Here is a 23,041-nt window from a genome sequence, read left to right as displayed (position 1 = left end):
ACCCGGCTCGGCCGGACACTCCCCGCGCGACGCTGGTCGGCCCGACCAAGACCAGACCTGCCAGCCGGAAAACAACCTAAATCACCGGTATTGCGTCTAGACCCATAGCGCGCATCAGGTGGACCGAGAGGCTGTTCTTGCTGCGGGCGTTGTGCACCGAGTTCACGATGGCATCCGCTGGGCGGTGGACCAGGTCGCGGAGGTCCTCGCGGTGCAGGTGGGTGGAGTTCGTGCCGGGGCGACGGACGAGGGTCAGCGGGCTGCCGTCGGGCAGCAGCAGCCCGAGCAGAATCTGGGTGTATCCCTCGGCCTCTGGGACCATGGTCAGCTGGGCGCCGCCGAGCATGTACTCGACAGACCTGACGATGAAGGTCTTCCCGGTGTCGGAGGCGCCGTAGATCGTAGTGAGCTCGGGGCCGAAGACGATTTGCGCTGATGGCTTGCCCGAGCCGGCGTAGGTGAGGTGGACCAGCTGGAGACTACCCACGATGGCCCTCTAACGGGCGGGTGGTCACGGGGGCGGGGGGAATCGTTAGCAGGGACCGGGTGGTGGCGCGTACGTCGGTGTCCGGGGCCCATTGGTGGACGGCCCACTCGGCGCGCTCGCGGAGCCGCAGGACGTACGGGGCTTCGAGAACGTCCACGAAGGCCGGGCCGCGTTCAGTGGCTCGGTAGACTAGGCCGGTCCCGTCAGCTTCGAGTTCGGCCAGGCCGGCGCGGATGAGCACCAGAAGTGCCTGTTCGAGGACTGTGCGCTTCAGGCCGAGCTCTCCCGAGTGAGCTGGCAGGTCCGGGTGCAGGCTGGGCGGCCCGTCGAACTCTCCGCTGTGCAGCACGGCATGGTCCAAGAGCGCGAGCTGGGCCAGGTCCAGAGCATCGGGATGGCTCTCCGAGAGCAGTACCAGTGCCCGCACGCCGATCTCCAGTGGGCTGTTCAGCGGTTTCATGTCCCTTCTCCCTCACACCACGTGAGCTCGTTCTCGTTCGCCAGGTGATGACATACCCCGGTACGGTCCAGAGTTCTCACGTGCTGAGCGAAAACCGTCTGCGTCAGCCCGGCACTGATCGCCTGCGAGGTGACGGCCTGCAGGCGCTTCCACCCCGTGGGGTGGTCATCCCTCGCCACGTCGATCACGGCGTCGTATACGTCCTTGACAATGGCCTCGAAATGACCCGCGGGGTATGCCTCCTCCCCGAAGCGGCGCAGAGACTCGGCGCTGAAGAACGCTTCACGCTGGTGGCGCAAGTGAGGGCCAGCCGTGGGATGCTGCGCAATCTGGGTAGCGGTGCTGGCATCACTGGGCCAGCGCTCGGCGTAGACTTGGACGAGCTGCTGCACGTAGCGGGCCTCGCGCGGTTCCAGCTTGTCGGGCGGTTCCATGACGGCCGGGCGGGGCGGGGTCTCCGGCGGGAATCGCTTCACCCAGAAGTCAGTAGTCTTGTGCTGTTCAAGCATCTGCTTCATGTTGACGGTCTGAAAGATCTCGAATGACGTAACCGCCGCCAACTCCTCGACCTCGCGCCTCAACCGCGGTCCCAGGTCCGTGATGACCTTGTCCGTGGTCTTGCCTAGCGCCTCCACGAAGTCCTTGCGAGTACCGACCGGGCGTTGCAGGGCCTGCTGCAGACTGGGGCCGATGGACGGAGCAACGAAGGTGTACTGCTCCGGCACGATGAACTCACCGGTGACCACGCCCGCGAACATCTTCCGAATCTCACCCGCGGCGGTGCTCCAGGCCAACGTTCCCTTGTATCGCTTGCACTGGTAGTTGTGCCAGGGGCCTTCCAGGCCCTGGCGAGTGAGGAATGCGGCCACGTCGATGCCGTGGTCGCCAGCGCCTCCCTGGCGCACCACCCGCACGTACAGGCTGTCCAGCGCGGGTACCCACTCCTCGACGAACCTCTCGAACTCGTCAGGATCGTAGGTGAAGACGATCTTCTCAGGCGATGGCATGGCCGGAAACTGCATGGCCGTTGGATAGTTGAGGATGAGCGACGGGGCACCTGCCCGGCTCCCTGCATCCTGCGGGCCCTGACTCGGATCCAACATCTCCCCCTGAATGCCGCCGCCATTTTCCGCGATGGGCCCACTAGAGGTATCACTGGCAGGTCGTTCACGAAAAGACCACGACCGAACGAGTACGAGCCAGGGACCGGGGCGCCCTGCGGGCAGACACATGTGACGGGTGTGACCTGGTGATTCGTCGGCTGACCGGCTCCCGCGCTGGACGGTCAGCCCTCCGGCGGCGAGGTCGGGGTCCCTTGCCGCCGCCCCTCGGTCAGTAGAACTGGAAGTGTTCTTCCCGCTCAGCATGTCTCATGAGACATGCGCCGTGCAGCGAACGACAGATGTGGATAGTTGAGACGCAGGAAATCCCGACGACCGTTAGCTAGGAGGCGAAGGCGCACCGATGGGGTCGCCGAACCCGTTGCCCTTGTGGAAGTCCAGGCGCTTGATCGCGGCTGCGACAACTGGGGTGATCAGCTCCGGCTCGTCCTCGGGGCGGGTGAGGTCGACAGCACCGAGTTCGCGTGCCCAGCCGGCAAGGCGGAACCTGTTGGAGGCCAGCCGGAATACGCCGGAAACGTGCCGTAGACCGTCTGCGGTGGTGATCTGAAGCTCGCTGGCCCACCGGCGGATCACCCGCTCGTGGGTTCTTCTGATGATTCGCGGCGGGGTGGCTGGGGCTTCTTCGCTGGTCATGTGCTTGTGGTGTCTGTGATCGACTCGGCTGCGTGTGCTTCGTATGAGTGAGCGGCCGGGATCATGCGGCGCATGGCTTCGGTGGAACGTACCGCGTATCCGCGGTTCAAGCGCACGATCTCCTCTCGCGAGTTGCACGAGGCGTTCACCCCCGGCACGGCCGAGGTGGCGTGGGCGCGGGGCAAGGCGCGCTCGCCGGAGCATCTGCTGGCGCTGGTAGTGCTGCTGAAGAGCTACCAGAAGCTGGGCTACTTCCCGGATCTGGGCGAGGTGCCGGAGTTGGTGGTCGGGCATGTGCGCGGTCTGCTGGAGCAGGACGAGAGCGTGTCACCGCGGCACGACTCGGTGCGTACGGCTGCGCGGCAGCGGGACTTCATCCGTGAACGGATCGGCGTGGCCTACGACATGGAGAAGGCCCGGGAGGTCGCTGCAGTGGCGATTAGGGAGGCCGTGCAGACCAAGGACAACCCGGCCGACCTGATCAACGTGGCGCTGGAGAAGCTGGTCAAGGCGAGGATGGAGCTGCCCGGCTACAGCACGCTGGACGAGATGGCCTCGGCGATCAGGACCGAGGCGAACGAGGACTTCTTCGCAGCGATCGTGTCGCGGATGGACGAGGTCGACCGCGCCCGGTTGCTGGGACTGCTGCGGGTGCCTGCGGGCGGTCGCAGCAGGTTCGACGAGCTGAAGCGCCCGGCGAAGGCGCCGACGGTCTCCCACCTGCGCGAGCACCTTGCCCACCTGGACAGGCTGGAAGCGATGGGGGCGACGGCGACATGGCTTCAGGGGGTTCCGCCGGGGAAGGTGGAGCACTTCGCTGGGCAGGCGAAGGTGCTGGATGCCGCCGAGATGTCCAAGGTCGGCATGGTGCAGCGGTGTGCGCTGCTGGCGAGTCTGCTGCACATGGCGAAGGTGCGGGCCCGGGACGAGCTGGTGACGATGCTGTGCAAGCGCATGGGTCGATCACGAAGAAGGCAAAGGAGGATCTGGAGAAGATCCGTGAGCGGCACCGGGCGGAGTCCGAGCGACTGATCGCGGTGCTGGGTGAGGTGCTGGAGGCGGCCAAGGACGCGGTCGGCTTCGACGGGGAGTCGGTCACCGTCCCCGCCAGTGCCCGCAAGCAGAACGCGGTGCACGCCGAGTGCGGCAAGGCGGTGCTGGAGCGGCTGGAAAAGGCCGGCGGGCTGGCCAAGCTCTCGGAGGACCACGAACTGGTCTCCGCCCACCACGGCGACAACTACGCGCCGCTGATGCGACGGCACTTCCGCAGCCACCGTAAGGTTCTGCTCGACCTGACCGAGACCTTGTCGATGGTCGCCACCTCCACCGACGACACGGTGCTCCAGGCGGTGGGGTTCTGCCAGGCCATGCGGCACCGCGGCAGCCAGTGGGTGCCGGTGACCTACACAGTCACCCAGGGGGACGGCACTGAGAAGACGAAGACGGTCTCGGCCGACTTCGCCTCGCAGATGTGGCAGCGCATTCTGTTCGACAAGCACAAGCCGGGGAACATCAACCGGCGGCACTTCGAGGTGTGCACGCTCTTCTACCTCACCCAGGAGCTGCGGACCGGAGACGTGGCGGTCATCGGCTCGGAGTCGTACGCCGACCTGCACGACCAGCTGCTGTCCTGGCAGGCGTGCGAGCCGCTGGTCGCCGACTACTGCGAGCAGGCTGGGCTGCCCGCCACCGCCCCGGCGTTCACCGCGGCGCTGAAGCAGAAGCTCACCGCCACAGCCGCGAAGGTGGACGCCGGGTACCCGGACAACGCGGACCTGACCATCGACACCGCGTCGGGGAAGATCGTGCTCACCCCGCGCAAGGGCAAAGACCGCCGCAAGTCCGCGCAGGACCTGGAGGCGGAGATCCTGCGCCGGCTGCCGGAGTGGAGCCTGCTGGACGTGCTCGCCCGCACGGCGTACTGGATCCGGTGGTGGCGGCACTTCGGCCCGGCCTCCGGAAGCGATCCGAAGATCCGCGACAAACTCGCCCGCTATGTCCTGACGGTCTTCTGCTACGGGACGAACGCGGGGCCCGCGCAGGTCGCCCGGCACATGCGGCAGAAGGTCTCGGTGCACGAGCTGTCACTGGCGGGCAATCAGCACATCACCACGGAAAAGCTGAACGCCGCCTCGGCGGACGTGATCGACATGTTCATTCAGCTCGACCTGGCGCACGTGTGGGGCGATGTCGGCAAGGCCGGGATCGACGGCTCCCAGTACTACACCTGGGAGAACAACATGCTGGCCGAGTCCCACATCCGGTATGGGGGATTTGGCGGCATCTCGATGAGGCACGTGTCCGATACCTATATCGCGCTCTTCAGCCACTTCATCCCGTGTGGCGTGTGGGAGGCGGTGTATCTGTTCGAGGGCCTGTTGAAGAACCAGTCCGAGGTGACCGTGGACATCGTCCACGGAGACACGCAAGGCCAGTCGCTGCCTGTCTTCGGGCTCGCGCACATGCTCGGGGTGGAGCTGCTGCCGCGCATCCGCAACTGGAAGGACCTGACCTTCTACCGGCCCAGCGCCACGATGAAGTACCAGCACATCGACCCGCTGTTCGGCGACCCGCAGAAGGACGTCATCAACTGGCGGCTGATCGAGAACCACTGGCAGGACCTCATGCGCGTGGTGCTGTCGATCCGCGAGGGGCGGCTGTCCTCGGCCGCCCTGCTGCGCAGGCTGGGCAACGAGTCCAGGCGCAACCGCATCTACCAGGCGTACCGCGAGCTCGGCCGGGTCATGAGGACGATCGTGCTCCTCAGGTTCTTGTCGGAACCGGAACTGCGCGAGTCGATCCAGGCGATGACGAACAAGGTCGAGGCGTTCCACAAGTTCAGCAACTGGCTGATGTTCGCCTCCGACGTGCTCCAGGACAACGACCCGGACCACCAGGAGAAGACCATCAAGTTCAACGAGCTGCTGGCGAACTGCCTCATTTTTCATACCGCGGTGGACATTACGAAGGTGGCCAATGACCTCATCGACGAGGGGTGGGAGGTGGACCCGGTGGACCTGGCCACCGTCACCCCGTACATCACCAGCAAGACCCGCCGCTTCGGTACCTGGCACCTGGACATGGAGCCGCCCGAGAACGAAGCGGTAGGGCGGCTGCGGATGGCCGCGTGACGTTGTGGTCCATGCCATGAACTGCGCCAGTACAGCCGAAGGGGCACCCGAGCTCCAATAGCGCGCGCTCTGCAACCACCTTGTCGAAGACGGCCCGCAGCTTCGGCTCACTGTTGGGCAGCTGCTTGTCGAAGACCCTATTGCCGGCCGGGGTGAGTCCGTGGCCATGGTGAGCGGTCTCGCTGACGTCCATCCCGAGGAAGACGCACACGTCGCCGATGTCGACATCGTGCTCCCAACTGCTTCGGTGTGGTGCTGGCCAGGGAGCTGGAGACGGCTCTGGTGGCGAACTCCCGGCCGTGGATGCACTCGGTCTTAATCAGCATGATCGCGGTCGGGACGGCCATCGGGCCTTCGCGAAGTGCGCAGGCCGGTGATCACGCCTAACGTGGAAAGGGCGAATAGTGCAAGAGGCCCCAAACGGTGTTGTGTTGCGTGCACTGCCGAAGGGAACCGACCTTCGCCCCCGAGGTCGGGTGCTCGCGCTTCGGCCGCGCTCACGCCGACCCATCCGACCGACGAAGCCTCGACGGCAGGGACGTTCCGATGGACATCGAAATCATGAAAGCCGCACAGCGCATCACAGCCGGCCAGGCGGTCCGCACCACAGGATCAGGCACCGTCACCCCTGCTATCAAGACGGAGGAGTTGCATACCAGTCCGTTCTTCGGGGTTGCTCTGGAAACGGTGGATCCCCCACACAACGTCAAAGTCAGAGTTCAAATAAGTGGTGTTTTCACCCTTCGCAGCCTGGGCCCCGATAAGCCCGGCGCGGTTGGCGCGGTTGGCATCGACAGTTCGGGACAGCTCGTCCGCGCTGCAAGTAAGAAATGCGTGAGCGCTCCGAACTGGATCGGCGACTGCGATGCTTCAGGCACGGTGACAATCCGCCCCCGCCGCGACACGCGCCTGAGCGTGCTCGACTTCGGAGCAGTGGGAAACGGCAAAACCGATGAAGGCGCCGACGACGCGGACGCGATCCAAAGTGCCCTGGACTGCGCGATGCGATTCGACACTACTGACGGCAGTGTCGTCTACCTCCCTCCGGGAGACTACCGTATTAAGAAGCCTCTCCGTATCTCGAACGGTTGCATTCTGGAGGGTGCCGGCCTTGCTTATCATGACGAAACCAGCCGCATACTCGCAGATGTCAAATCCGGAAATTTCAACCTCTCTGTCTCGACTAAAATCGGTGAAGTCGGCGGGGGGACAGCGCGGGAGACCGTTTATTGCGCAATTGCCCTGGTGGGCTATGAGACCGGATTGGCCATGACGCCCCCTCGCGGGCGTGGGGACTATGCTGTGCTTCGTCAGCTCGCCCTCCATTCGATCCCCGATCAAGGGACGCCGGCCGCCAGCTTCCAGGCTCCACAGATGGATGGCATACGAGTTATGGCGCACGGCGCATGCATCGAGAGCATGAGCGTGGTCAGTTTCAGGCGCAACGGAATAGCGATATCCTCAAGCGAGGTCGCACCGAAGGTTAACGCCAGCGGCGTGCAGATACGTGATTGCCGCCTTACCAGCAATGGCCAAAATGGGCTCGACATCGGCAGCCTGGGCAACGACAACGCCAGTACCATGCTAGTTATGAACGTTGATGCCTCATCAAATGGGCGTGATGGAATTTACGATAATTCGTTCTTGGGCTCCACCTTCGTTTCGTGTCACACTGCAGCAAACCGACACCGAAACTATAGCTGTGAGGGCGGCCCGAGGCCCTCCGTGTACGTCGGCTGCTACGCCGAAGCCGATGCGCCATCGGTATTCAATGGTAGGAATATCGCTGTCATTGGAGGAGATATAGACACCACCTCCGACTCGGTGTTTTGGGGCTTCAACCCTATCGGCAAGGGACCTTCTGCACTCAAGGTGACAAATAACTATTCCAAAGTGCACAAGTATTGGATCGCCGATACGGGGGTCGATATCGAGGAAGGCGAGGTGCAGACACCCGGGAACGGATACAAATATCGAGCAATTCACGCCGGGCATACTTATGGAAAGAACGGCCTACCTCGCGAAAAGAAGGGCATGCCCGACTTCCCGCAGGTGAAGGGCGAAGTGCTGCCAGAGCTCGATGGTTTGGTGTGGGAGTGTGAGGGAAAAAATGAGCCTCAGGTCACAACGTCCAACACCCTCGGCAGCTATGGTGAGGATTCCACGATCATTCAGGATATTCAGTCCTTGAGGGTGGACGGCATGTTGCAAGACGCGGGGAACTCCCTCTTCCGCACCCAAGTCCGGATAAACCCGCGGGATCCTATTAATATTAATAAAGACCCTCTTATTGGCAGGATTCAAACGTCCCTTATCAGTAATGGGTCTTTCCATACGTACTATCAAACCGCGTACGAAAACGGTCCGGTTCCCGGCAAGCTGATGCTTCCGGAAGCCTGGATTGGAAACTACATCTACGGCGAGCGGCGAATCTGTGTAGTTACTGGCGGAACTCCCTTCGATACCAAGGTGGGTAGCTGCAACTTCTACCGCCCGGGTGATCTGCTTATCAGTGCCAAGGGAGATTCAACGCGCCGGGACGAGATCGGGTGGACGGTGACGGCTGCGTGTGGAAGCCGGTCGCTGGCTTCTGGCTGGGCTCCAGGGAAGCATTACGACATAGGGCAAACCGTCACGCCGACGCCCCCCAATGGCTTTGTGTATCGGCTGAAGGAGTACAACGCCGACGGCCCGTTGAACCCGGGTGACAAAATCTCCGGAGGTCCAGAGCAGCCGCGGTCCTGGAACCTGGACCAAGCCCAGGCCCAGAGGGTTGGAGGCGTGACTCACGACAACCACCTAGAGTGGGAGACGCTCTATGACTTGGATGTTCCCGCAAACAGAAAGTGCATTGAACCGATTCCACAGCGTGTGGCAGATCAGAAGAACTCGACCGCGACGGACATTGACCATCTGAAGAGTGATTTCAACGCACTTCTTGCCAAGCTGAGAGCGGCGCACCTGTTGGAAGGAGAATAAGCGGAGGCGGACGGGACTCATACCGGGGATGCCGCATCTCATCGACTCCGCCATTGCGTGAGCTGAGCGTGGTGAACGTTGACGGCACAGCGGGCCGGTGGCACTTCGAAGGCGGCGACTGTTCCAGCAGGACTCTTGTCGCCAACTATGCGAGCACACGCGCGTCGTGACGGTATGACACGTGCAGGGACGCATGAGCGGCGGTTCTGCTTACCGGACATCCCGCACCTGTTGGCTCGTCAGGGTGGTGCCGCAGTAAATACCGGATTTACTGCGGCAGGGCCTCTACCGTGATCACCACGACCTGCGGCGGGGTATTCCGGCCACCGGGGTGAGGTGTACGCATTTACTGCGGCAGCGCTGAGTGGGGCGGGGCGGGCGTGACGATCGAACCATTGACCAAACTCGGGGCCGGGGGCGCGCTTCGGTTGCCGCGCGCCCGAGTGATGCCGCTGTCCGCCCCGCCGGCGTCGTACACCGCGGCGGTCGAGCGGTATCTCACCGGCGCGGGCATCGCGAAGTCCTCCGCGCGGATCTACCGGATCTCGCTGACGACGTGGGGGTGGATGCTCACCGGCGAACCCGCGCCGACCGGACCCGCCCGCCGGGGCGCGAAGCCGCCCGTCTTCCTCGTCGCGGCGATCGACGACCCGGCGCTGCCGGAGGTGCTGGCCGAACTGGCGGCGGCGCGGGCGGACGAGATGGACGCCGACACCGTCAACCGGGAACTGTCCATCGCGCGCAAGGCGATCGGCTGGTGGCAGCGCCAGGGCTGGATCGAAGGCGATCCCACGATCGGCATCGAGCGGCGGCCGGCGCCGCCGGACCGCACCAAGGCCCTGGCGGAGAATCAGATCGCTGCCCTGTGGCGCCTGGACGTCTCACTGCGTGAGAAGACGTTCTGGAAGATGCTCTACGAGTCCGCCGCACGGGCCGACGAGGTGCTGTGCCTGAACGTGGAAGACCTGTACTCGCAGGACAAGCGCGGCAAGATCACCGCCAAGGGCGGCGCGACCGAGTGGATCCACTGGCAGTCCGGCGCCGCCCAGCTCCTGCCCCGCCTGATCGCCGGCCGCACCCGCGGGCCCCTGTTCCTGACCGGTCGCAAGGCCCCAGCCGGAACCGCGACGCTGGACGTGTGCGAGGAGACCAGCCGGGCCCGGCTCTCCTACCGCCGGGGGGAGGAGATCTTCGAGGAGTCCACCCGGCTGCTGGCGAACCCGCTTGCCCGGCCCGAGGACGTCGAGGACCTGGCGGGATGGACATTGCACCGGCTCAGGCACAGTGCGTTGACGCACGACGCGGAGAACGGCACGTCCACGCCGATGCTGCTGGCCCGCTCCCGCCACGCCTCCGTACGGTCCCTGGAACGCTACGCTCGCCCCGGCGTCGACGCGGTCGCCCGGCACGTCGCTGAGCGCGACCCCGCCGCCCGCCGTCGGGGTTGACCCCTGCGGCACGTTTCTGGCGTATTCCGGCTGCCCTCCCTGTTGATGCTCTCCACGACGGCCAGCGACGAACCGCGGGCCAGTTGCGCGGCGAAATCAAGCGTCCCCGCGTCTGGCACGTATGCCAGGACCGGACCGACAGCCAGCACGCAGCAACTCCGAGAAGAGCGGCTCAAACTCGACCGACACCCGAACGCGCCGCATCTCTACGGGCGATATCTCGACCAAATCCAGCTGGCAGATAACAAGGAGTTCATGGACTTGAACGCAGTCGCGAGCGCTATGGCTATCGCCCAGAGGAGAATTACGGGATTCCTGTAGCGTGCTCGGGTGATCGTCGACGTAAGGCCGAACGCCGCATGACTTGGGTAGGTTTGAGTGGTATCCGAAGAATCTAGCGATATAGCGTCTCGCCAGCCGTTCCGGCCGAGGTGGCGCCGGACCGGCCCCATGCAAGTCGACTTCCCGCCGGTCCGCAACGGCATCGACTACCTCGTCAGCGTCGTGGAGCATCTGGACGCCGACACTCACACCGGGCCGCGCGAAATCAAGTACGCCGTCCTGCACCTCCAGGCTGCAGCCGAGGTCCTGCTGAAGTCGCGCCTGCTGCGGGAACACTGGAGCTTGGTGTTCAGCGACCCTGGCAGGGCCACCTCAGAGAAGTTCAGCGCCTCCGACTTCAACAGCTGCGGAACGGACGCCGCCGTAGAACGTCTGAGGAACATCTGCGGCCTCGACATCAACAAGAAGGACGCCGCGGCTCTCAAGGACCTCGGCAAGGACCGGAACGCTCTACAGCACTACGGGCTGACCCACAGTGCAGAGGCCGTGGAGTCACGAGCCGGTGCAGTGCTCGACTTCCTGCTCCGCTTCCTCGACGCCGAACTACTCCCACTGCTCGACGCGCCGGAGCGCAAGAGCATCGAAGAAGACATGTTGCGAGTACGCGGCGGCCTGAACACCATCGAGGCGTTCGTCAACGAACGCATGAACCGACTGCGGGGCAACGAACTCAAGGGCACGACCGACTCGGTTCTGCCTTGCTCCGTGTGCGGGCAGTGGGCTCTCGCCGTCATTCCGAACGGCGCCCATTGCCACTTCTGCGTCACCACGATGAGCGCCGAGGACTTGGCCTTGGCCTTCCAGGAGTTCGAGCCTGGCCATCCGGCCAACGAATGCCCCCAGTGCCACGCTTCGACACTGGCCTGCTTCGCATTCATGGACGGCCCTGGCGAGGAGATGCACTACTGCTTCACCTGCCAAGCCCGCTACAGCCTGGAAGAGTTGGCAAACTGTGGGGGGTGTGGATGCCTCTGGCCCAATGAGGGTGACAACGACGGGACTGCGCAGACCCTATGCGGCGACTGCCGGCGCCGCATCGAAGACGAGGAACTGGCTAGCCGATGGTGACACCCGTACCCGTCACGGCGTACGCGCTCACGTTGACGGTGGACGGCAACGAGCGGTCAGCCCGCTCCGTTCTCGCCATGACCACACCAGACCTGCGTGGTGAATCACCGCTCCACACACGCCGCCTGGACAAGTACCTGACCGCGCTCAACGGCGAGCACATTCAGGGTCAGTTGATATCCGAGAGAGATCGGCCCACCCTGTCAACCCTGGTCACCCTGATGATCTGAGCGCTCCGCAGCGTCTCAGGTCCTGGCCATTCGAGGGCCTGTGACTCACTGAGCAGGGGGCCGGGGCTGGCTCGGAAGGACGCGGACGTTGCTCGGTTGCTCGGTCAGCTGGAGCCGGAGCTGACGGTTCTCCATCACGACCTGGTGCAGTGCACCGACCAGTGCCTCGTTGTCGGCTTTGAGGCGTTCGAGCTCTTTCAGCGCCTCGGCTCGGAGCTCCTTGGCCTTGACCAGCTGCCGACGGAGTCGCTTCTCGCTGTCGGGCATCTCGCCGCGAGCCCGGACCTTCTCGTAGAACTCGTTCTTGAGGTCCAAGTGCCGCTGGGTGAGGGCATTGCGGGGGACGTCGGCCTCCGTAGCGAGGGCGACGATGGTGAGGGCTCCGTTCGACCGCTGCGGGGTTCCGCCGAGGATGCGGTCCATGGCCGCGCGGATGCGGTCGCGTTCGTCGGCCGCGGGGCTCATGCGGGTGTCTCCGAGAGGGGGATCCGTTTGCGGTAGTGCTTGTCCGCGAGGTCGCGCAGGCCCGCGGCATGGTCCCGGAGCCGTTCGGCCAGGGGGGCGGGGACGAAATCGCCGGTGGCTTGCTTGTCGAGTTCGTCGGCCTTGAGGGCGAGTTGGGCGGCGTGCTGGTCGGTGCGGGCGATGTTCGCGCAGGTCGACACGCAACGCTCAAGGATGGGGTTTTCCTGGCTCGCCCGGAGTCGGCAGAGCGCCTTGTCGGGGTTATAGACGCAGGTCAGGAAGGCGTTCGGGTTGTCGTGAACGGCCAGGGCGGGGTTCGTCAGGAGCTTGCGGGCCTGTCGGGCGGTGAAGACGACGCCCTCGAAGGCGGGGGCCTGGCTGGCGGCGAGGATTGCCCGCCGTGCTGCCGGTCCGGAGATTCCACCGCCGACGGCCCGGTCCGCGGCGAGGGTCGCGAGGGTGTCGGCGGTTGCTCTGGCGGTTTCGATGTCGAGCAGGTCGTGGATGCCGTCACGGCTGCGGGAGGCATAGCCGGCGCTGACGGTGGTTCGCATATGGCCGTACTGAATCGCCAGGGCGATCAGTCCTCCCGGACGACGGGCGATGTGCCAGGCCAGGGTGCGGCGGAAGCGGCCCGTGCCGATCGCGCCGTGCGGGTCCGGCGGAATAACCTCGTGCGGACGGTCCAAGCGGTGGGCCAGCTGCGAGGCCCAGTCCACGAAGTGCTCCACTCGCTCGCGCAGGGTCTCGGCGCGAAGCGCGACCTTGGTCCGCTGCCCGAAGCCGCCGAACTGGTGGAACTGGCTGCCGAAGAGGAGTTCCCCGGCGGGGACGACCCGCTCCAGCACGCGGATGGCGGAAACGACCGGGGCGATGGCGACCCAGGGGACGTCTCGCAGTTCACCAGTGGAGAGGTGGTTGCCGTCCTCGTCGACGGCCGTCTTGAAGACGTATCCGTGGATCACGTGCCGCTGGCCGGGCTCGTCTGGCTCGGGGCAGCATCCCGACCGCAGGCCGAGTACTTCGCCGGGCCGCATTCCGGTCAGGTAGGTCAGGACGATGAAGCAGGCCGTGCCCAGGTGGCGCATGAGCAACGGCGCTTCGTCGAAATCGATGTCCTCGGCCCATCTCACGTCGCCGACCTTGCCGTTGATGGGCGAAGGTAGCGGACATCCTCCCGGGTGGGCGGCCAGATACTCCTTCCACCGCTTCCGCTTGCTGGTTGCGATGTTGATCTGGGCCAGGGCCGAGTCGGTGAGGCCGGCGATGTAAAGGGACGCGGCCAGCCGCCGCCCGTTGACGTTGATCGTGGGCATCGGCCGACTGTGCTCGGCCAGCTCGGCGAGGTAGGTGTTCAGCCGGGCCAGGCCCTCCTTGGTCCGCGGGGCTGTCTTCGCGCTCGTGGTCAGCCGCCGATTCTCGGCCCAGGCGGCCAGGATGTCCTCGGCGAAGTCGTCGACCACCCGCAGGGCCCAGATCAGCAGCGGGCCCATCGTCTCCGGGCTGATCGCCTCGGTGAGGTTCTCCCCGCCGGCCGACGCGGCCGGGAGAAAGTCGTCGATCCCCTCGCGTTCCCAGGGCGGTTCGGGGATGTTCAGCAGGAACGCGCTGGTCCGGTCGAACATCCACAGCCTCGTGAGACCGACCAGGTCGGCGCCGACTGTGTTGCGGTTGGCTTTCGGTTTGCGGTTGAGCGACAGCGCATAGTCGCGGAAGTGCTCGTCGGTGCAGGCCGCCAAGCTCGTGACGTCGTGCTTGTTCAGCCAGATCGCGAACCGTCTCCACTGAAGAACCGTGCGATAGATCGTGGCCGCCGACTGTCTCGTCCGCATCGAGGGAGGACGCCCCTCCAGGAAGATATCGGGCAGCGCGATGTTGATCATCAGCCAGGCCAGGTAGCGGAACTCCTCGCGCATCGAGGCCGGGAATGGCTTCCAGAGGACGCGGACCCGTTCCGTACTCGGGTTGGCGTTGATCGGGTCCGTCGACCAGGCGTCGTCGCCGTAGCGGGACACCGGCCCGGTGTAGCCGTCGACGAACAGGGTCTCGGGGATGACGGAAGTGCCGGAGACCGGGACGGTCAGGGGAAGCTCGGCGGTCAGTGTGCTCACGAGTCGAAGTGTCCGTTCAGAAGGTCGTCGATGATCTGTCGGTCCCAGTCGCTGACCTGCTGCTGTGCCTGCTTCCAGACTGCGGTGCCGAGCCGCTGCCGCAGGTCCTCCAGCCGGGCATGGGCGTCGTACCAGTCCGCCATCCAGGTGGCCGGGTCCAGGACACTGCGGAGGTTTCCCAGGGCGGCGTGCAGATGGGCGAGCCGGGGGTGGTGGACAGGGGTGACCCGGGCGTTCGGACACGCGGTGCAGAGCAGGAACGATGCCCCGCAGCCCGCGCCGGGCAGCGTGAACGGGCTGTGCTCGAAGTCTGAGCACGACGTCGTTGCCGTCTCCTGGTCACCGGCCTGCGGAGCGTCGGAGAGCTGGGCCTGCAGCACGGTCCGGCGGGCCGCCTCGACGGCGTCGGTCACGCCGTCCGCGATGAGCTCACCCGCAGCCTCCTGGACTTGAGGCTCGGGCAGCACGTAGACACGGTCGTGGGTGTCCTGGGTGTTCTGGCCGGGCTCGCGGCGGTGCACCACGTTCACGGTCTTGCGGCCCCGCCGAAAGACCTTGCCCGGCAGTCCCTGCTCCTGTGCCCAGAGAGCGGCTGCGTCGGTGCCGGCGCCGAGCCCGAACGGGCCCACCCGGATCAGTTCGCCGACCGAGTTGGTCGCTGTCTCGCTCTTGTTGCCCTTGCTCCGCCAGACCAGCAGCCGGTCGATCTCGGGGGCCTGGTCCGCGACGTAGGCGCGGGCGCTGGCCGTGGCCTCCAAGGCGTCCGAGATCAGCCGCCCGACCGAGTCGGCGCCGTGGTCGGTGATGTTGCGCGACTCGAAGTGGTGCCCGGCGTGACGCCGGCGCTTCTCCAGCTCCAGCCGGTAGACCTTCGCTCCGCTCTTCTCCCCGGAGTCGGGGACGGCCCGCGGGACCGGCATCTCGGCCATGGTGGTGCCGTTGAACCCGAACTCCGTGACCAACAAGACACCGAGCGCGGCCGCCTCCAGCCGCGTCAGGAACAACCGCTTCCAGGTGTGCTCCGGCCTCCCACCGCCCAGCACTTTCACGTAATGGGGGACGATTCCCCGTGTCCTGCCGGTCGCGCTGGTCCGGCGGGGCAGGTCCCCGGTCCGTGCCAGCAGGTCCAGGGCCTCGCCGACCGCCCACTCCTTGCTGCCCTGGGTGAAGTCGCCGTTGCGCCAGGCGTTCAGGTACTCGGTGTTCTCACGGATCCGCAGCAGCGCGGACCGGAAGGTCTGCCGGGCCGCGGCCTTGATCCTGCGGAACTCGTCCGGCTCGAAGGCTCTCTCCTGCACTTTCGGTTCCGGCAGGCGTCGGGCCATCACCGCCCTGACCTCCTGCGGCAGGCGGCTGTCGGCCCGCAGCAGCAGCTGCGTGACCATGATCTGGTCGTAGCCAGTCTGTGCCTTGGTCTTGCGGCTCAGCCGCCAGGCCGACCACATCGTGGCCGTCAGATCCGGGACGTCCGTCGGCGGGTTCTCCTGGCCGGACAGGAACTTGCCCAGGGCATGCAGGTGCCGCCACGTGCCCTCGCTCGTCTTCAGCGACGTCCAGGCGCCGTTGGTGCACTTCTCTGCGAAGAGCACCGCCAGCGAGCGCTGCATCGCCGCCGCCATCGGCAGCCGCCCGAAGTCGTAGGCGCGTGTGGTGCCCTGTTTGGTGGTGTGGCGTACCACCGCGTCGCTCGGGTCCTCGCCGAGAACAGCAGGACGGCGAAACGGCGTCGTGGGCAGGGCGGCCTCGCGGCCGCGAGGGCTCATGCCGACACCGCCGGGATGAGCTTGGCGTCGATGTCCTGGATGCCCTCGCTCTCCTGGGCGATCCGCGCCAGCAGCGAGGTGACCCGATCGTGGGACCACCCCTCGGCGCCGCCCTCCACTGGCTCGGGCTCCGCCATCAGCGACCGCAGTTGCAGGTCGGAGACGGGCGCGAGGTAGATCTCTCGCGTTGTCTCCAACTGGGCATGTCCCAGGAGGTCCTGGACCATCCGCCACGGGTCTCCATAGAGAAGCTGGAAGTCCCGTCTCTCCTCCGGTGTCAGCCCCATCCGCAGGTCAACGACATGGTGCAGGACCACCAGCATGAACAGGGCGAAGGAGTGCCTGGCCATGTGCGGGGTGCAAAACGGCGGCTCGGCGACGACGCCGTCCAGCACCTCGGCGCATCTCAGCGACGCGGCGCGAAAGACGTTCTCCCACGACGCCGGGCGGAACGGCAGACCGGACTCGTTCAACCACAACCACATTGGTTCCGGGCCTGTCGGCCCCTCGATGAACAGCGTCATCCGCTCGGCCACGTCCGCCTCGGACAGCGGCGTCCGCCCCTCGACTCCGTTCTGGTCCCGCCAGTACAACACCGTCTTACGCAGACCCGCGACCTTCGTGACCAGCCGCATCTGCGGCAGACTCTCGTAGCAGCCCTTAGCCTGGGCCCGGCGGATCGCGTCCGCCCGCGACGACTCCATGTAGCCCTCGACGCCGCCGACCACCGGCGCCGAGACGTAGAAGGTGCGGGCCCGCTTCGACTTCGTCACCACCGGCGCCAGGCGCCCCGGGTAGTAGCGGGCACCACCCAGCCGCGTGCGCGGCATCTCGATGGTCAGCAGTGATGCCGCCTCGGTCAGCCGCATTCCCGACGACAGCAGCAGGTCCGCGAAGGCCGCGTTGCGGTCCTCCAGCCGCCCCACCCAGTCCGCCGCCGGCACCCCCTGGGCTGTGTGGCCGCGCAGACCGACGTTCACCCAAAGGCGAAACGTCCGCGGTGTCAGCCAGTGGACATCGCTGGTCTTGGCGTCCTTCGCCCGTGCCTGCGGAACCCGGATCACCTCACCGGTGCGGCCGATGAGGTCGCGCATCAGCACCGGATTCCGTACGACGTGCTCGCGCCGCTCGGCCCACTCGTAGAGGCGGGTGAGCGCGGCCAGTCCCCGGTTCCAGCGGGACCCGCCGATCTTTCCCGGGTTCGCGCTGGCCCGGGTCCGCCAGTACTCGAAGTCCGCGAGGTCGTCGTCGGTGGCCTGGTTCCAGACCTTTCCCCGGTCCCACAGGAAGTCGAAGAACAGGCAGTAGTCGTCCGTGTAGTTGCGCTTGGTCTCAGGCGCCAGCTTCGCGAACCCCGACCGGCACAGGTACAGGCTCAGCAGCTCGTCGATCCGGTAGTCCGGCGACAGCATGATCGGGTCTCCCGGATGGATCCCGAGCCGGTCCTCACGGTCGGACAGATCCTCTATCCCCGCGAGTACGGGTACCCGATCCGCTGGTATCCATCGCCGCTCGGGTACCCAATACACCTGCCACCCCATGTGCCCCGCCTGTTAGTCGTGCCGCATCGACACGCTCATCCAACAGGGAATCGTCGACAGACCACGGCCCGCCACCCCGGCGGCGGCCAGCCGGTGAGGACACGGGTGAACGGGGCGGGGCGGCACACCGCCAGGATCATCGCCAGCACACACAGCACGCACAGCCAGGGACGGCGCAGCACCCTGCGTGCGACCGGTACCAGGACCACCATGGCAGCCGCCAGCACCAAGCCTCCGGCCCAGCCGTCCGGCCAGTCGAGCTCCGCCCCCGGCAGCGCCGCTCCCGTACGGGCGACGCCGGCGATCCACTCGGCCGGCCAGCCCGCGCACCACGTCAGCGCCTGGGCGACCGGCAACGCGATCGGGGCGGCGGCGAGGGCGGCGAAGCCCAGCACCGTCGCGGGCGCCACGGCCACTTCGGCGAGCAGATTGCAGGGCACCGCGACCAGGCCCACCCGGGCCGCCAGCACGGCGACGACCGGTGCACAGACTGCCTGGGCAGCGGCCGCTGCGGCGATCACCTCGGCGATCCGGGGCGGTACCCGGCGCCGTTGCAGGGCGGCGCTCCAGCGCGGAGCGAGCAGCAGCAGCGCGCCGGTCGCCAGGACGGACAGCAGAAAGCCGTAACTACGGGCGAGCCACGGGTCGTAGAGCACCAGCAACAGGACCGCGGCGGCGAGGGCGGGGAGCAGCGAGCGACGGCGACCGGTGGCGATCGCCAGCAGTGTGATCAGGCCGCAGGCGGCGGCCCGCAGCACACTCGGGTCCGGGCGGCACACCACGACGAAGGCGAGGGCGACGGCGCCGCCGATGACGGCCGTGCCGCGCAGTGACAGCCCCAGGCGCGGTGCCAGCCCGCGGCGCTCGGCGCGCGTCGCGAGGTGCGGCGGCCCAACCAGCAGGGCGAGCACAATCGTCAGATTGCTGCCGGAAACAGCCAGCAGATGCGTGAGATCGGTGGCGCGAAAGGCGTCGTCGAGATCCGGCGGCACGCGTGAGGTGTCACCCACCACGAGACCGGGCAGCAGCGCACGGGCATCGGGACGCAGCCCGTCGGTGGCCTCACGCAGCCCGGCACGCAGGTGTCCCGCCAGCCGCTGGAGAGGGGACGGGTCACCGACCTTGACCGGCGCCGCGTCCGCGGTGACCCGGAGCACGGCGGCAGCCTGGTCGGCCGACGACAGGGGCGGTGCGGCACGCGCCACCACCCGGATACGCGTCGACGGCAGCAGCCCGCGCCATGCAGACGAGAGGCTCTCGCGAGCTTCGCGGCCGCGCTCTTCGCTACCCCCTCCACGCTGCTGTACGACCACCAGCACCGGCGTGCGTACGGCCGTGACCTCACCGTCCGGTGCGGTGACACGGACGGCATCGGCCGTGAACACCAGTACCGGGGGCGTCCGTTGAGATCCGTGCACCTTGGGACGGGTCAGTCGTGGATCACCGCTCACCGCCAGCTCCGCCGTGACCCCCGCGTAGCGCTCCGCCAGAGCCGGCAGCGGCCCGCGCCGCACATCCGACGCATGCAGCGCCGCGGACGCAGCTCCCGCCGCGGCACACAGCAGCACCGCGGCCAGGGCCACGAACGCCCCTGCGGACCAGCGACGGGGAGAGCGGAGGCCGGCCGGCCCCGCCCCTGCCCGGGCGGTACCGGCGCCAGGCCGCTCGGCCGCCTCCGGGGCACGATCCGCCCTGCGTCGGACCACCGCCATCCGCCACGCGAACAGCCCGAGCGCCACGGCCACGCCGCAGGCCACCGCCACTCCCCCACCAGGGGCGCCCAGGCTGATCACCGCCGCCGCCCAGGCCGCCAGCGCGGGCGCGACCAGCCGTAGATCGGCCGGGCCCTCTTGATGCGGATCCGAGGCGCCGTACGGCGACACCGCCCTGGTGTGCACGGCGGCACGGACACCGGTCATGGCTGCACCAGGGGGCGCAGATCGGCGAAGCGGCGGTAACCGATGCCGGTCACCTGGCGGAGCTGGTCCACCGAGGTGAACCCGCCGTGCTGGGTGCGGAATTCGACGATGTGCCGGGCCAGGACGGGGCCCACTCCGGGGAGGGAGTCGAGCTGCTGCTCGGTGGCCGTACTCAGGCTGACCGGTCCGGCCGGACCGCCTCCAGCACCCGGTGACCCGCTTCCCGTCCCGCCGGTCCCCGCACCGGCGGCGGCACCGCCCCCGCCGCCGACCGCGCCCCCGGCCGCGCCGGGGGCGCCGACCACGAGCTGTTCGCCGTCGGTCAGCAGACGCGCCCGGTTCAGCCCACCGGTGCTCGCGCCGCGCAACACCCCGCCCGCGGCCTGCAGCGCATCGATCACCCGCGACCCCGGCGGCATCCGGTGAATGCCCGGGTGCCGCACCTTGCCCGTGACGTCGACGACCAGCTGCCGCCCCGCACCGCCCGGTGGACCATGCGCGGCGGCGGACGACGACGGCAGCGACGGTGAGCGCGGGGCGGGGCCGGCTGCCGCCGCGGACCGTTCGGCCTCCGGGGCCCGTACCGGCTCGGGGCGACCGGCCCAGAAATGCTGCACGGCGAATCCCACTGCCACTACGAGCACCAGGACCAGGGCGGCGAGCGTCTTCGGGTCGGTCCCGCACCGTAACTGCACCCAGAGCGGCAGCCGTTCGCGCACGGCGAGCCACATCCGCTCCCGACGGCGCGAACCCGGCGGATCGTGCCCAGGGGGCGGCGGACCGGCCCCGGCCACCGCACCCGCACCCGCACCCGCACCCGCACCCGCACCCGCAAAGATCGCCGCAGCCCGAGCTCGTACCCGCTCGCGCTCCCACTCCCGCCGCTCCGACGCACCGGACGGAGCCAAGGTGCCGGAGGAAGCGGAGAGAGCCGACGCGGGGGCCGATGCGGAGGCTGCGGCCGAGGAGTCCGAAGCGGCACGGGAGAACACCGGAGGCTTCGGAGGCTCCGGAACCGACGAGGCCAGCGACGCCGACGAGGGCAACGGGACAGAAGCAGCTGACGAGGCCGGGGAAGCCACCCACACAGATCGAGACGAGTTCATACCGCTCGACGCTAAGGACCTCGCGCAGATCTCGCCGATCTGCGTCAATTCCGGTGGACAACACCCCAGTTGTGGATAACTCCGTCACCCACAGGGCGTCCCACCGCCCCGCTCACCGCGGCGAAACCACGACCCCCAACAGCCCCGGGCCCGTATGCGCGCCGATCACCGCGCCGACCTCGCTCACCAGGAGCTCGCTCAGCCCCGGCACCCGCTCCCGGAGCCGCTGGGCCAGGGCATCCGCGCGCTCCGCCGCGTCGAGATGGTGGACCGCGATATCGACCTGGCCCCCGCCCGCGCGCTCCACGGCGATCTCCTCCAGCCGGGCGATGGCCTTGGACGCCGTACGGACCTTCTCCAGCAGTTCGATCCGCCCGTCGGCCAGTTGCAGGAGCGGTTTGACGGCGAGGGCGGAGCCGAGCAGCGCCTGGGCGGCACCGATACGGCCGCCGCGGCGCAGATAGTCGAGGGTGTCGACGTAGAAGTAGGCGGAGGTGGCAGCGGCGCGCTTCTCCGCGGCTGCCACCGCCTCGTCGATGTCCCCGCCCGACTCCGCCGTCTCCGCTGCAGCCAGGGCGCAGAAGCCAAGAGCCATCGCGACCATGCCGGTGTCCACGACGTGTACGGGTACCGGCGCTTCCTTGGCCGCCAGCACCGCCGCGTCGTACGTACCGGAGATCTCCGAGGACAGGTGGAGCGAGACGATGCCGCTCGCGCCGGCCGCCGCGACCTTGCGGTACGTGTCCGCGAATATCGAGGGGCTGGGCCGGGAAGTCGTCACGGGCCGGCGCTTCTGGAGCGCCTGGGCGACAGATCTCGCGGAGATCTCGGTGCCCTCTTCCAGGGCCTGGTCCCCCAGGACAACGGTCAGCGGAACGGCCGTGATGCGGTGACGCTCGATAGCCGCCCGCGGCAAGTAGGCCGTGGAATCGGTGACGATCGCGACATGGCGGGACATGACTGGGAGGTTATCCGGGGATCCGGACGCCGCACAGTGCGGGCCCCTCCCCAAGATCTTCCAGGTTTCCCCAAGGCTCTGCCAAGACCCCCCGGGAAGGTGCTGTTCCCGTCCCCGGATCCGCGCGACATCGCTGACGCACCCGGCCCCGCATCGCCGTCTCCCCCGGGCCCCGCCCCCACCCCCTCACCTCTCCAAGGTCCTACGGCCTCACGTAGTCGTACCCTCCGTCCGTGACGACCGCGACGCCCGTGACGCCGGTGACGACCGTGTCGGCCGCGACGTCCGGGGCTCCTTCTGCCACGGGTAGGACGGCTGGGCGCGCGGGTCCCGGGCGGTGATCGCCGGCGGGTCCTCGGAGGCCGCACCCCCGGAGCGACTCTCGGCCGAAGCGCGGCCCGGTCGGGCAGCAGCGTCCGAGGGGTCACCGGCGGCACGCGCCCGTGACTGCCCGTCCGCAGACGGGCGTACGGGCTCCCGCAGCGGGTCCACGGCATCCTCGACCCGGGTCCAGTGGCGCAGCGCCCCCGCCTCGACATCGATCTGGTCGCTCAGCGATGCCAGATCGTCGTCCGCGAACTTGCGGGCGCGGTCGCGGGCGGCCCAGCGCAGCGACTCCGCGGAGTGCGTGAGCCGTTCCAGACGCTCCCGGAGCTCCGGGAGGCGGGCGGCGATGGTGGCCCGGTCAGGCTCACGTTCGAGCCGCTTGAGCTCGTCGTCAAGCTCATGGCCATGGACGCTCAGGCGCTCGAAGAGCCCGATCGCCTCGCTGAGGGAGGCATCGTCGGAGGAGCCGGCGTAGAGCGCCTCCTGGGTGGCACGCATGGACGTACGCAGGGAGAGCCGCAACTGTGCCAGTTCGCCGACCACGCCGGGCTGGGCGAGCTGCCGGGCCCGGAGGGTGGTGTCCTCGACGGTTCTGCGGGCCTGGGCAACCGTCCGGTCGACGCCGCGCTTGGCCGCCTTCACGGCCTTGACCGTGACGAACACCCCTGCCAGGACGAAGAGCACAAAGAGCAGTCCGAGGATGGCGACAGCAGCTTCCATGGGCTCTCCCCAGACGTGTCGGCGGCGCCGGTTTCCTCGCCCGCGCCCTGTACCTCCACGGTAAACGGCTCGGGCAGGTCACGGGTTCCGAACGAACCCCCAACCTGCCCGTAGGGGAAACCACCCATGGCGCCGGCGAGGCAACGGCACGGCGCGTGCGACAACGTCGCCGCCACCGGCCCCGCGGAGCGCCGCGACCGGCCGAAACCCCTGGCCGGGCGCCCGGGAG

General features: G+C 67.6%; 18 protein-coding genes and 2 pseudogenes. 7 read left to right on the top strand and 13 right to left on the bottom strand.

The window, feature by feature from the left end; all coding sequences use genetic code 11:
- Positions 1-76: 76 nt before the first annotated feature.
- From ACGFWI_RS33690 to ACGFWI_RS33675, 4 genes are all read right to left on the bottom strand, one after another.
- Positions 77-487, bottom strand: coding sequence for a hypothetical protein (locus ACGFWI_RS33690; protein WP_393909849.1), 411 nt, complete (start codon positions 485-487; stop codon positions 77-79).
- Positions 480-947 carry an ABC-three component system middle component 2 gene (locus ACGFWI_RS33685; RefSeq protein ID WP_393909848.1) on the bottom strand — a complete coding sequence of 156 codons (468 nt, stop codon included), beginning with the start codon at positions 945-947 and terminating at the stop codon, positions 480-482. Before ACGFWI_RS33685 ends, ACGFWI_RS33690 begins: the two co-directional genes overlap by 8 nt.
- On the bottom strand, positions 944-1,969 hold the full coding sequence (locus ACGFWI_RS33680; protein ID WP_393909847.1) for an ABC-three component system protein: 1,026 nt from the start codon (positions 1,967-1,969) through the stop codon (positions 944-946). The genes ACGFWI_RS33685 and ACGFWI_RS33680 overlap by 4 nt, the downstream gene beginning before the upstream one ends.
- Positions 1,970-2,386: 417 nt before the next feature.
- Positions 2,387-2,704 carry a hypothetical protein gene (locus ACGFWI_RS33675; RefSeq protein WP_393909846.1) on the bottom strand — a complete coding sequence of 106 codons (318 nt, stop codon included), beginning with the start codon at positions 2,702-2,704 and terminating at the stop codon, positions 2,387-2,389.
- A 72-nt stretch (positions 2,705-2,776) separates the two neighbouring features.
- On the opposite strand from ACGFWI_RS33675, the gene ACGFWI_RS33670 reads away from it, so the two are divergent.
- Together ACGFWI_RS33670 and ACGFWI_RS33665 are read left to right on the top strand one after the other, a co-directional pair.
- Entirely contained in the window at positions 2,777-3,736 is a 960-nt protein-coding gene (locus ACGFWI_RS33670; RefSeq protein WP_393909845.1) for a DUF4158 domain-containing protein, read from the top strand.
- Positions 3,649-5,835 (top strand): transposase, encoded by a 2,187-nt coding sequence (locus ACGFWI_RS33665; protein ID WP_393909844.1) that lies wholly within the window; start codon positions 3,649-3,651, stop codon positions 5,833-5,835. Before ACGFWI_RS33670 ends, ACGFWI_RS33665 begins: the two co-directional genes overlap by 88 nt.
- A 67-nt stretch (positions 5,836-5,902) precedes the next feature.
- Here the strand turns inward: ACGFWI_RS33665 and ACGFWI_RS33660 are convergent.
- Positions 5,903-6,028: pseudogene (locus ACGFWI_RS33660) on the bottom strand (IS110 family transposase); the annotation flags it as partial.
- Positions 6,029-6,381: 353 nt separating this feature from the next.
- On the opposite strand from ACGFWI_RS33660, the gene ACGFWI_RS33655 reads away from it, so the two are divergent.
- The 4 genes from ACGFWI_RS33655 (at position 6,382) to ACGFWI_RS33640 (ending at position 11,902) form a co-directional block, all read left to right on the top strand.
- On the top strand, positions 6,382-8,814 hold the full coding sequence (locus ACGFWI_RS33655; protein WP_393909843.1) for a glycosyl hydrolase family 28-related protein: 2,433 nt from the start codon (positions 6,382-6,384) through the stop codon (positions 8,812-8,814).
- Between the two features lie 395 nt (positions 8,815-9,209).
- Positions 9,210-10,262 carry a tyrosine-type recombinase/integrase gene (locus ACGFWI_RS33650; protein ID WP_393909842.1) on the top strand — a complete coding sequence of 351 codons (1,053 nt, stop codon included), beginning with the start codon at positions 9,210-9,212 and terminating at the stop codon, positions 10,260-10,262.
- A 450-nt stretch (positions 10,263-10,712) separates the two neighbouring features.
- Positions 10,713-11,672 (top strand): hypothetical protein, encoded by a 960-nt coding sequence (locus ACGFWI_RS33645; RefSeq protein ID WP_393909841.1) that lies wholly within the window; start codon positions 10,713-10,715, stop codon positions 11,670-11,672.
- Positions 11,666-11,902, top strand: a complete 237-nt coding sequence (locus ACGFWI_RS33640; RefSeq protein WP_393909840.1) for a hypothetical protein — start codon at positions 11,666-11,668, stop codon at positions 11,900-11,902. Before ACGFWI_RS33645 ends, ACGFWI_RS33640 begins: the two co-directional genes overlap by 7 nt.
- 45 nt (positions 11,903-11,947) lie before the next feature.
- Here the strand turns inward: ACGFWI_RS33640 and ACGFWI_RS33635 are convergent, their stop codons facing one another.
- The 6 genes and pseudogenes from ACGFWI_RS33635 to ACGFWI_RS33610 all read right to left on the bottom strand — a co-directional run bounded on the left by ACGFWI_RS33635 (position 11,948) and on the right by ACGFWI_RS33610 (position 20,432).
- A complete protein-coding gene (locus tag ACGFWI_RS33635; RefSeq protein WP_393909839.1) occupies positions 11,948-12,367 on the bottom strand; it encodes a hypothetical protein in 420 nt (139 codons plus the stop codon).
- Positions 12,364-14,478: an integrase gene (locus ACGFWI_RS33630; protein ID WP_393909838.1), complete on the bottom strand. Its 2,115-nt coding sequence runs from the start codon at positions 14,476-14,478 to the stop codon at positions 12,364-12,366. The genes ACGFWI_RS33635 and ACGFWI_RS33630 overlap by 4 nt, the downstream gene beginning before the upstream one ends.
- Positions 14,475-16,241, bottom strand: coding sequence for a hypothetical protein (locus ACGFWI_RS33625; RefSeq protein WP_393909837.1), 1,767 nt, complete (start codon positions 16,239-16,241; stop codon positions 14,475-14,477). Before ACGFWI_RS33625 ends, ACGFWI_RS33630 begins: the two co-directional genes overlap by 4 nt.
- Entirely contained in the window at positions 16,238-17,653 is a 1,416-nt protein-coding gene (locus ACGFWI_RS33620; protein ID WP_393909836.1) for a tyrosine-type recombinase/integrase, read from the bottom strand. The genes ACGFWI_RS33625 and ACGFWI_RS33620 overlap by 4 nt, the downstream gene beginning before the upstream one ends.
- Positions 17,654-17,838: 185 nt before the next feature.
- Positions 17,839-19,701: pseudogene (locus ACGFWI_RS33615) on the bottom strand (ComEC/Rec2 family competence protein); the annotation flags it as partial.
- Positions 19,698-20,432, bottom strand: coding sequence for a helix-hairpin-helix domain-containing protein (locus ACGFWI_RS33610; protein ID WP_393909835.1), 735 nt, complete (start codon positions 20,430-20,432; stop codon positions 19,698-19,700). The gene ACGFWI_RS33610 and the pseudogene ACGFWI_RS33615, both read right to left, overlap by 4 nt.
- A 178-nt stretch (positions 20,433-20,610) precedes the next feature.
- Here ACGFWI_RS33610 and ACGFWI_RS33605 point away from each other — a divergent pair, with 178 nt between their 5' ends.
- Positions 20,611-20,886 carry a hypothetical protein gene (locus ACGFWI_RS33605; RefSeq protein WP_393909834.1) on the top strand — a complete coding sequence of 92 codons (276 nt, stop codon included), beginning with the start codon at positions 20,611-20,613 and terminating at the stop codon, positions 20,884-20,886.
- A gap of 33 nt (positions 20,887-20,919) precedes the next feature.
- On the opposite strand, the gene ACGFWI_RS33600 is transcribed toward ACGFWI_RS33605, so the two are convergent.
- Together ACGFWI_RS33600 and ACGFWI_RS33595 are read right to left on the bottom strand one after the other, a co-directional pair.
- On the bottom strand, positions 20,920-21,765 hold the full coding sequence (locus tag ACGFWI_RS33600) for a DegV family protein (protein WP_393909833.1): 846 nt from the start codon (positions 21,763-21,765) through the stop codon (positions 20,920-20,922).
- 210 nt (positions 21,766-21,975) lie between these two features.
- On the bottom strand, positions 21,976-22,812 hold the full coding sequence (locus ACGFWI_RS33595) for a hypothetical protein (protein WP_393909832.1): 837 nt from the start codon (positions 22,810-22,812) through the stop codon (positions 21,976-21,978).
- Between the last annotated feature and the right edge of the window lie 229 nt (positions 22,813-23,041).

The sequence above is a fragment of the Streptomyces sp. NPDC048434 genome (assembly GCF_043200375.1).
Lineage (GTDB): Bacteria > Actinomycetota > Actinomycetes > Streptomycetales > Streptomycetaceae > Streptomyces.
The sequence above is the reverse complement of the archived record's forward strand: the minus strand, read 5'-3'. Positions and strand labels throughout refer to the sequence as shown.

Excerpts from the sequence above, each read along its gene's own strand:
- ACGFWI_RS33685 (WP_393909848.1), bottom strand. The coding sequence starts at position 947 with ATGAAACCGCTGAACAGCCCACTGGAGATCGGCGTGCGGGCACTGGTA.
- ACGFWI_RS33625 (WP_393909837.1), bottom strand. The coding sequence starts at position 16,241 with ATGAGCCCTCGCGGCCGCGAGGCCGCCCTGCCCACGACGCCGTTTCGC.
- ACGFWI_RS33675 (WP_393909846.1), bottom strand. The coding sequence starts at position 2,704 with ATGACCAGCGAAGAAGCCCCAGCCACCCCGCCGCGAATCATCAGAAGA.
- ACGFWI_RS33670 (WP_393909845.1), top strand. The coding sequence starts at position 2,777 with ATGGCTTCGGTGGAACGTACCGCGTATCCGCGGTTCAAGCGCACGATC.
- ACGFWI_RS33655 (WP_393909843.1), top strand. The coding sequence starts at position 6,382 with ATGGACATCGAAATCATGAAAGCCGCACAGCGCATCACAGCCGGCCAG.
- ACGFWI_RS33635 (WP_393909839.1), bottom strand. The coding sequence starts at position 12,367 with ATGAGCCCCGCGGCCGACGAACGCGACCGCATCCGCGCGGCCATGGAC.
- ACGFWI_RS33600 (WP_393909833.1), bottom strand. The coding sequence starts at position 21,765 with ATGTCCCGCCATGTCGCGATCGTCACCGATTCCACGGCCTACTTGCCG.
- ACGFWI_RS33680 (WP_393909847.1), bottom strand. The coding sequence starts at position 1,969 with ATGCAGTTTCCGGCCATGCCATCGCCTGAGAAGATCGTCTTCACCTAC.
- ACGFWI_RS33610 (WP_393909835.1), bottom strand. The coding sequence starts at position 20,432 with ATGTGGCTCGCCGTGCGCGAACGGCTGCCGCTCTGGGTGCAGTTACGG.
- ACGFWI_RS33640 (WP_393909840.1), top strand. The coding sequence starts at position 11,666 with ATGGTGACACCCGTACCCGTCACGGCGTACGCGCTCACGTTGACGGTG.
- ACGFWI_RS33645 (WP_393909841.1), top strand. The coding sequence starts at position 10,713 with ATGCAAGTCGACTTCCCGCCGGTCCGCAACGGCATCGACTACCTCGTC.
- ACGFWI_RS33595 (WP_393909832.1), bottom strand. The coding sequence starts at position 22,812 with ATGGAAGCTGCTGTCGCCATCCTCGGACTGCTCTTTGTGCTCTTCGTC.
- ACGFWI_RS33620 (WP_393909836.1), bottom strand. The coding sequence starts at position 17,653 with ATGCTGTCGCCGGACTACCGGATCGACGAGCTGCTGAGCCTGTACCTG.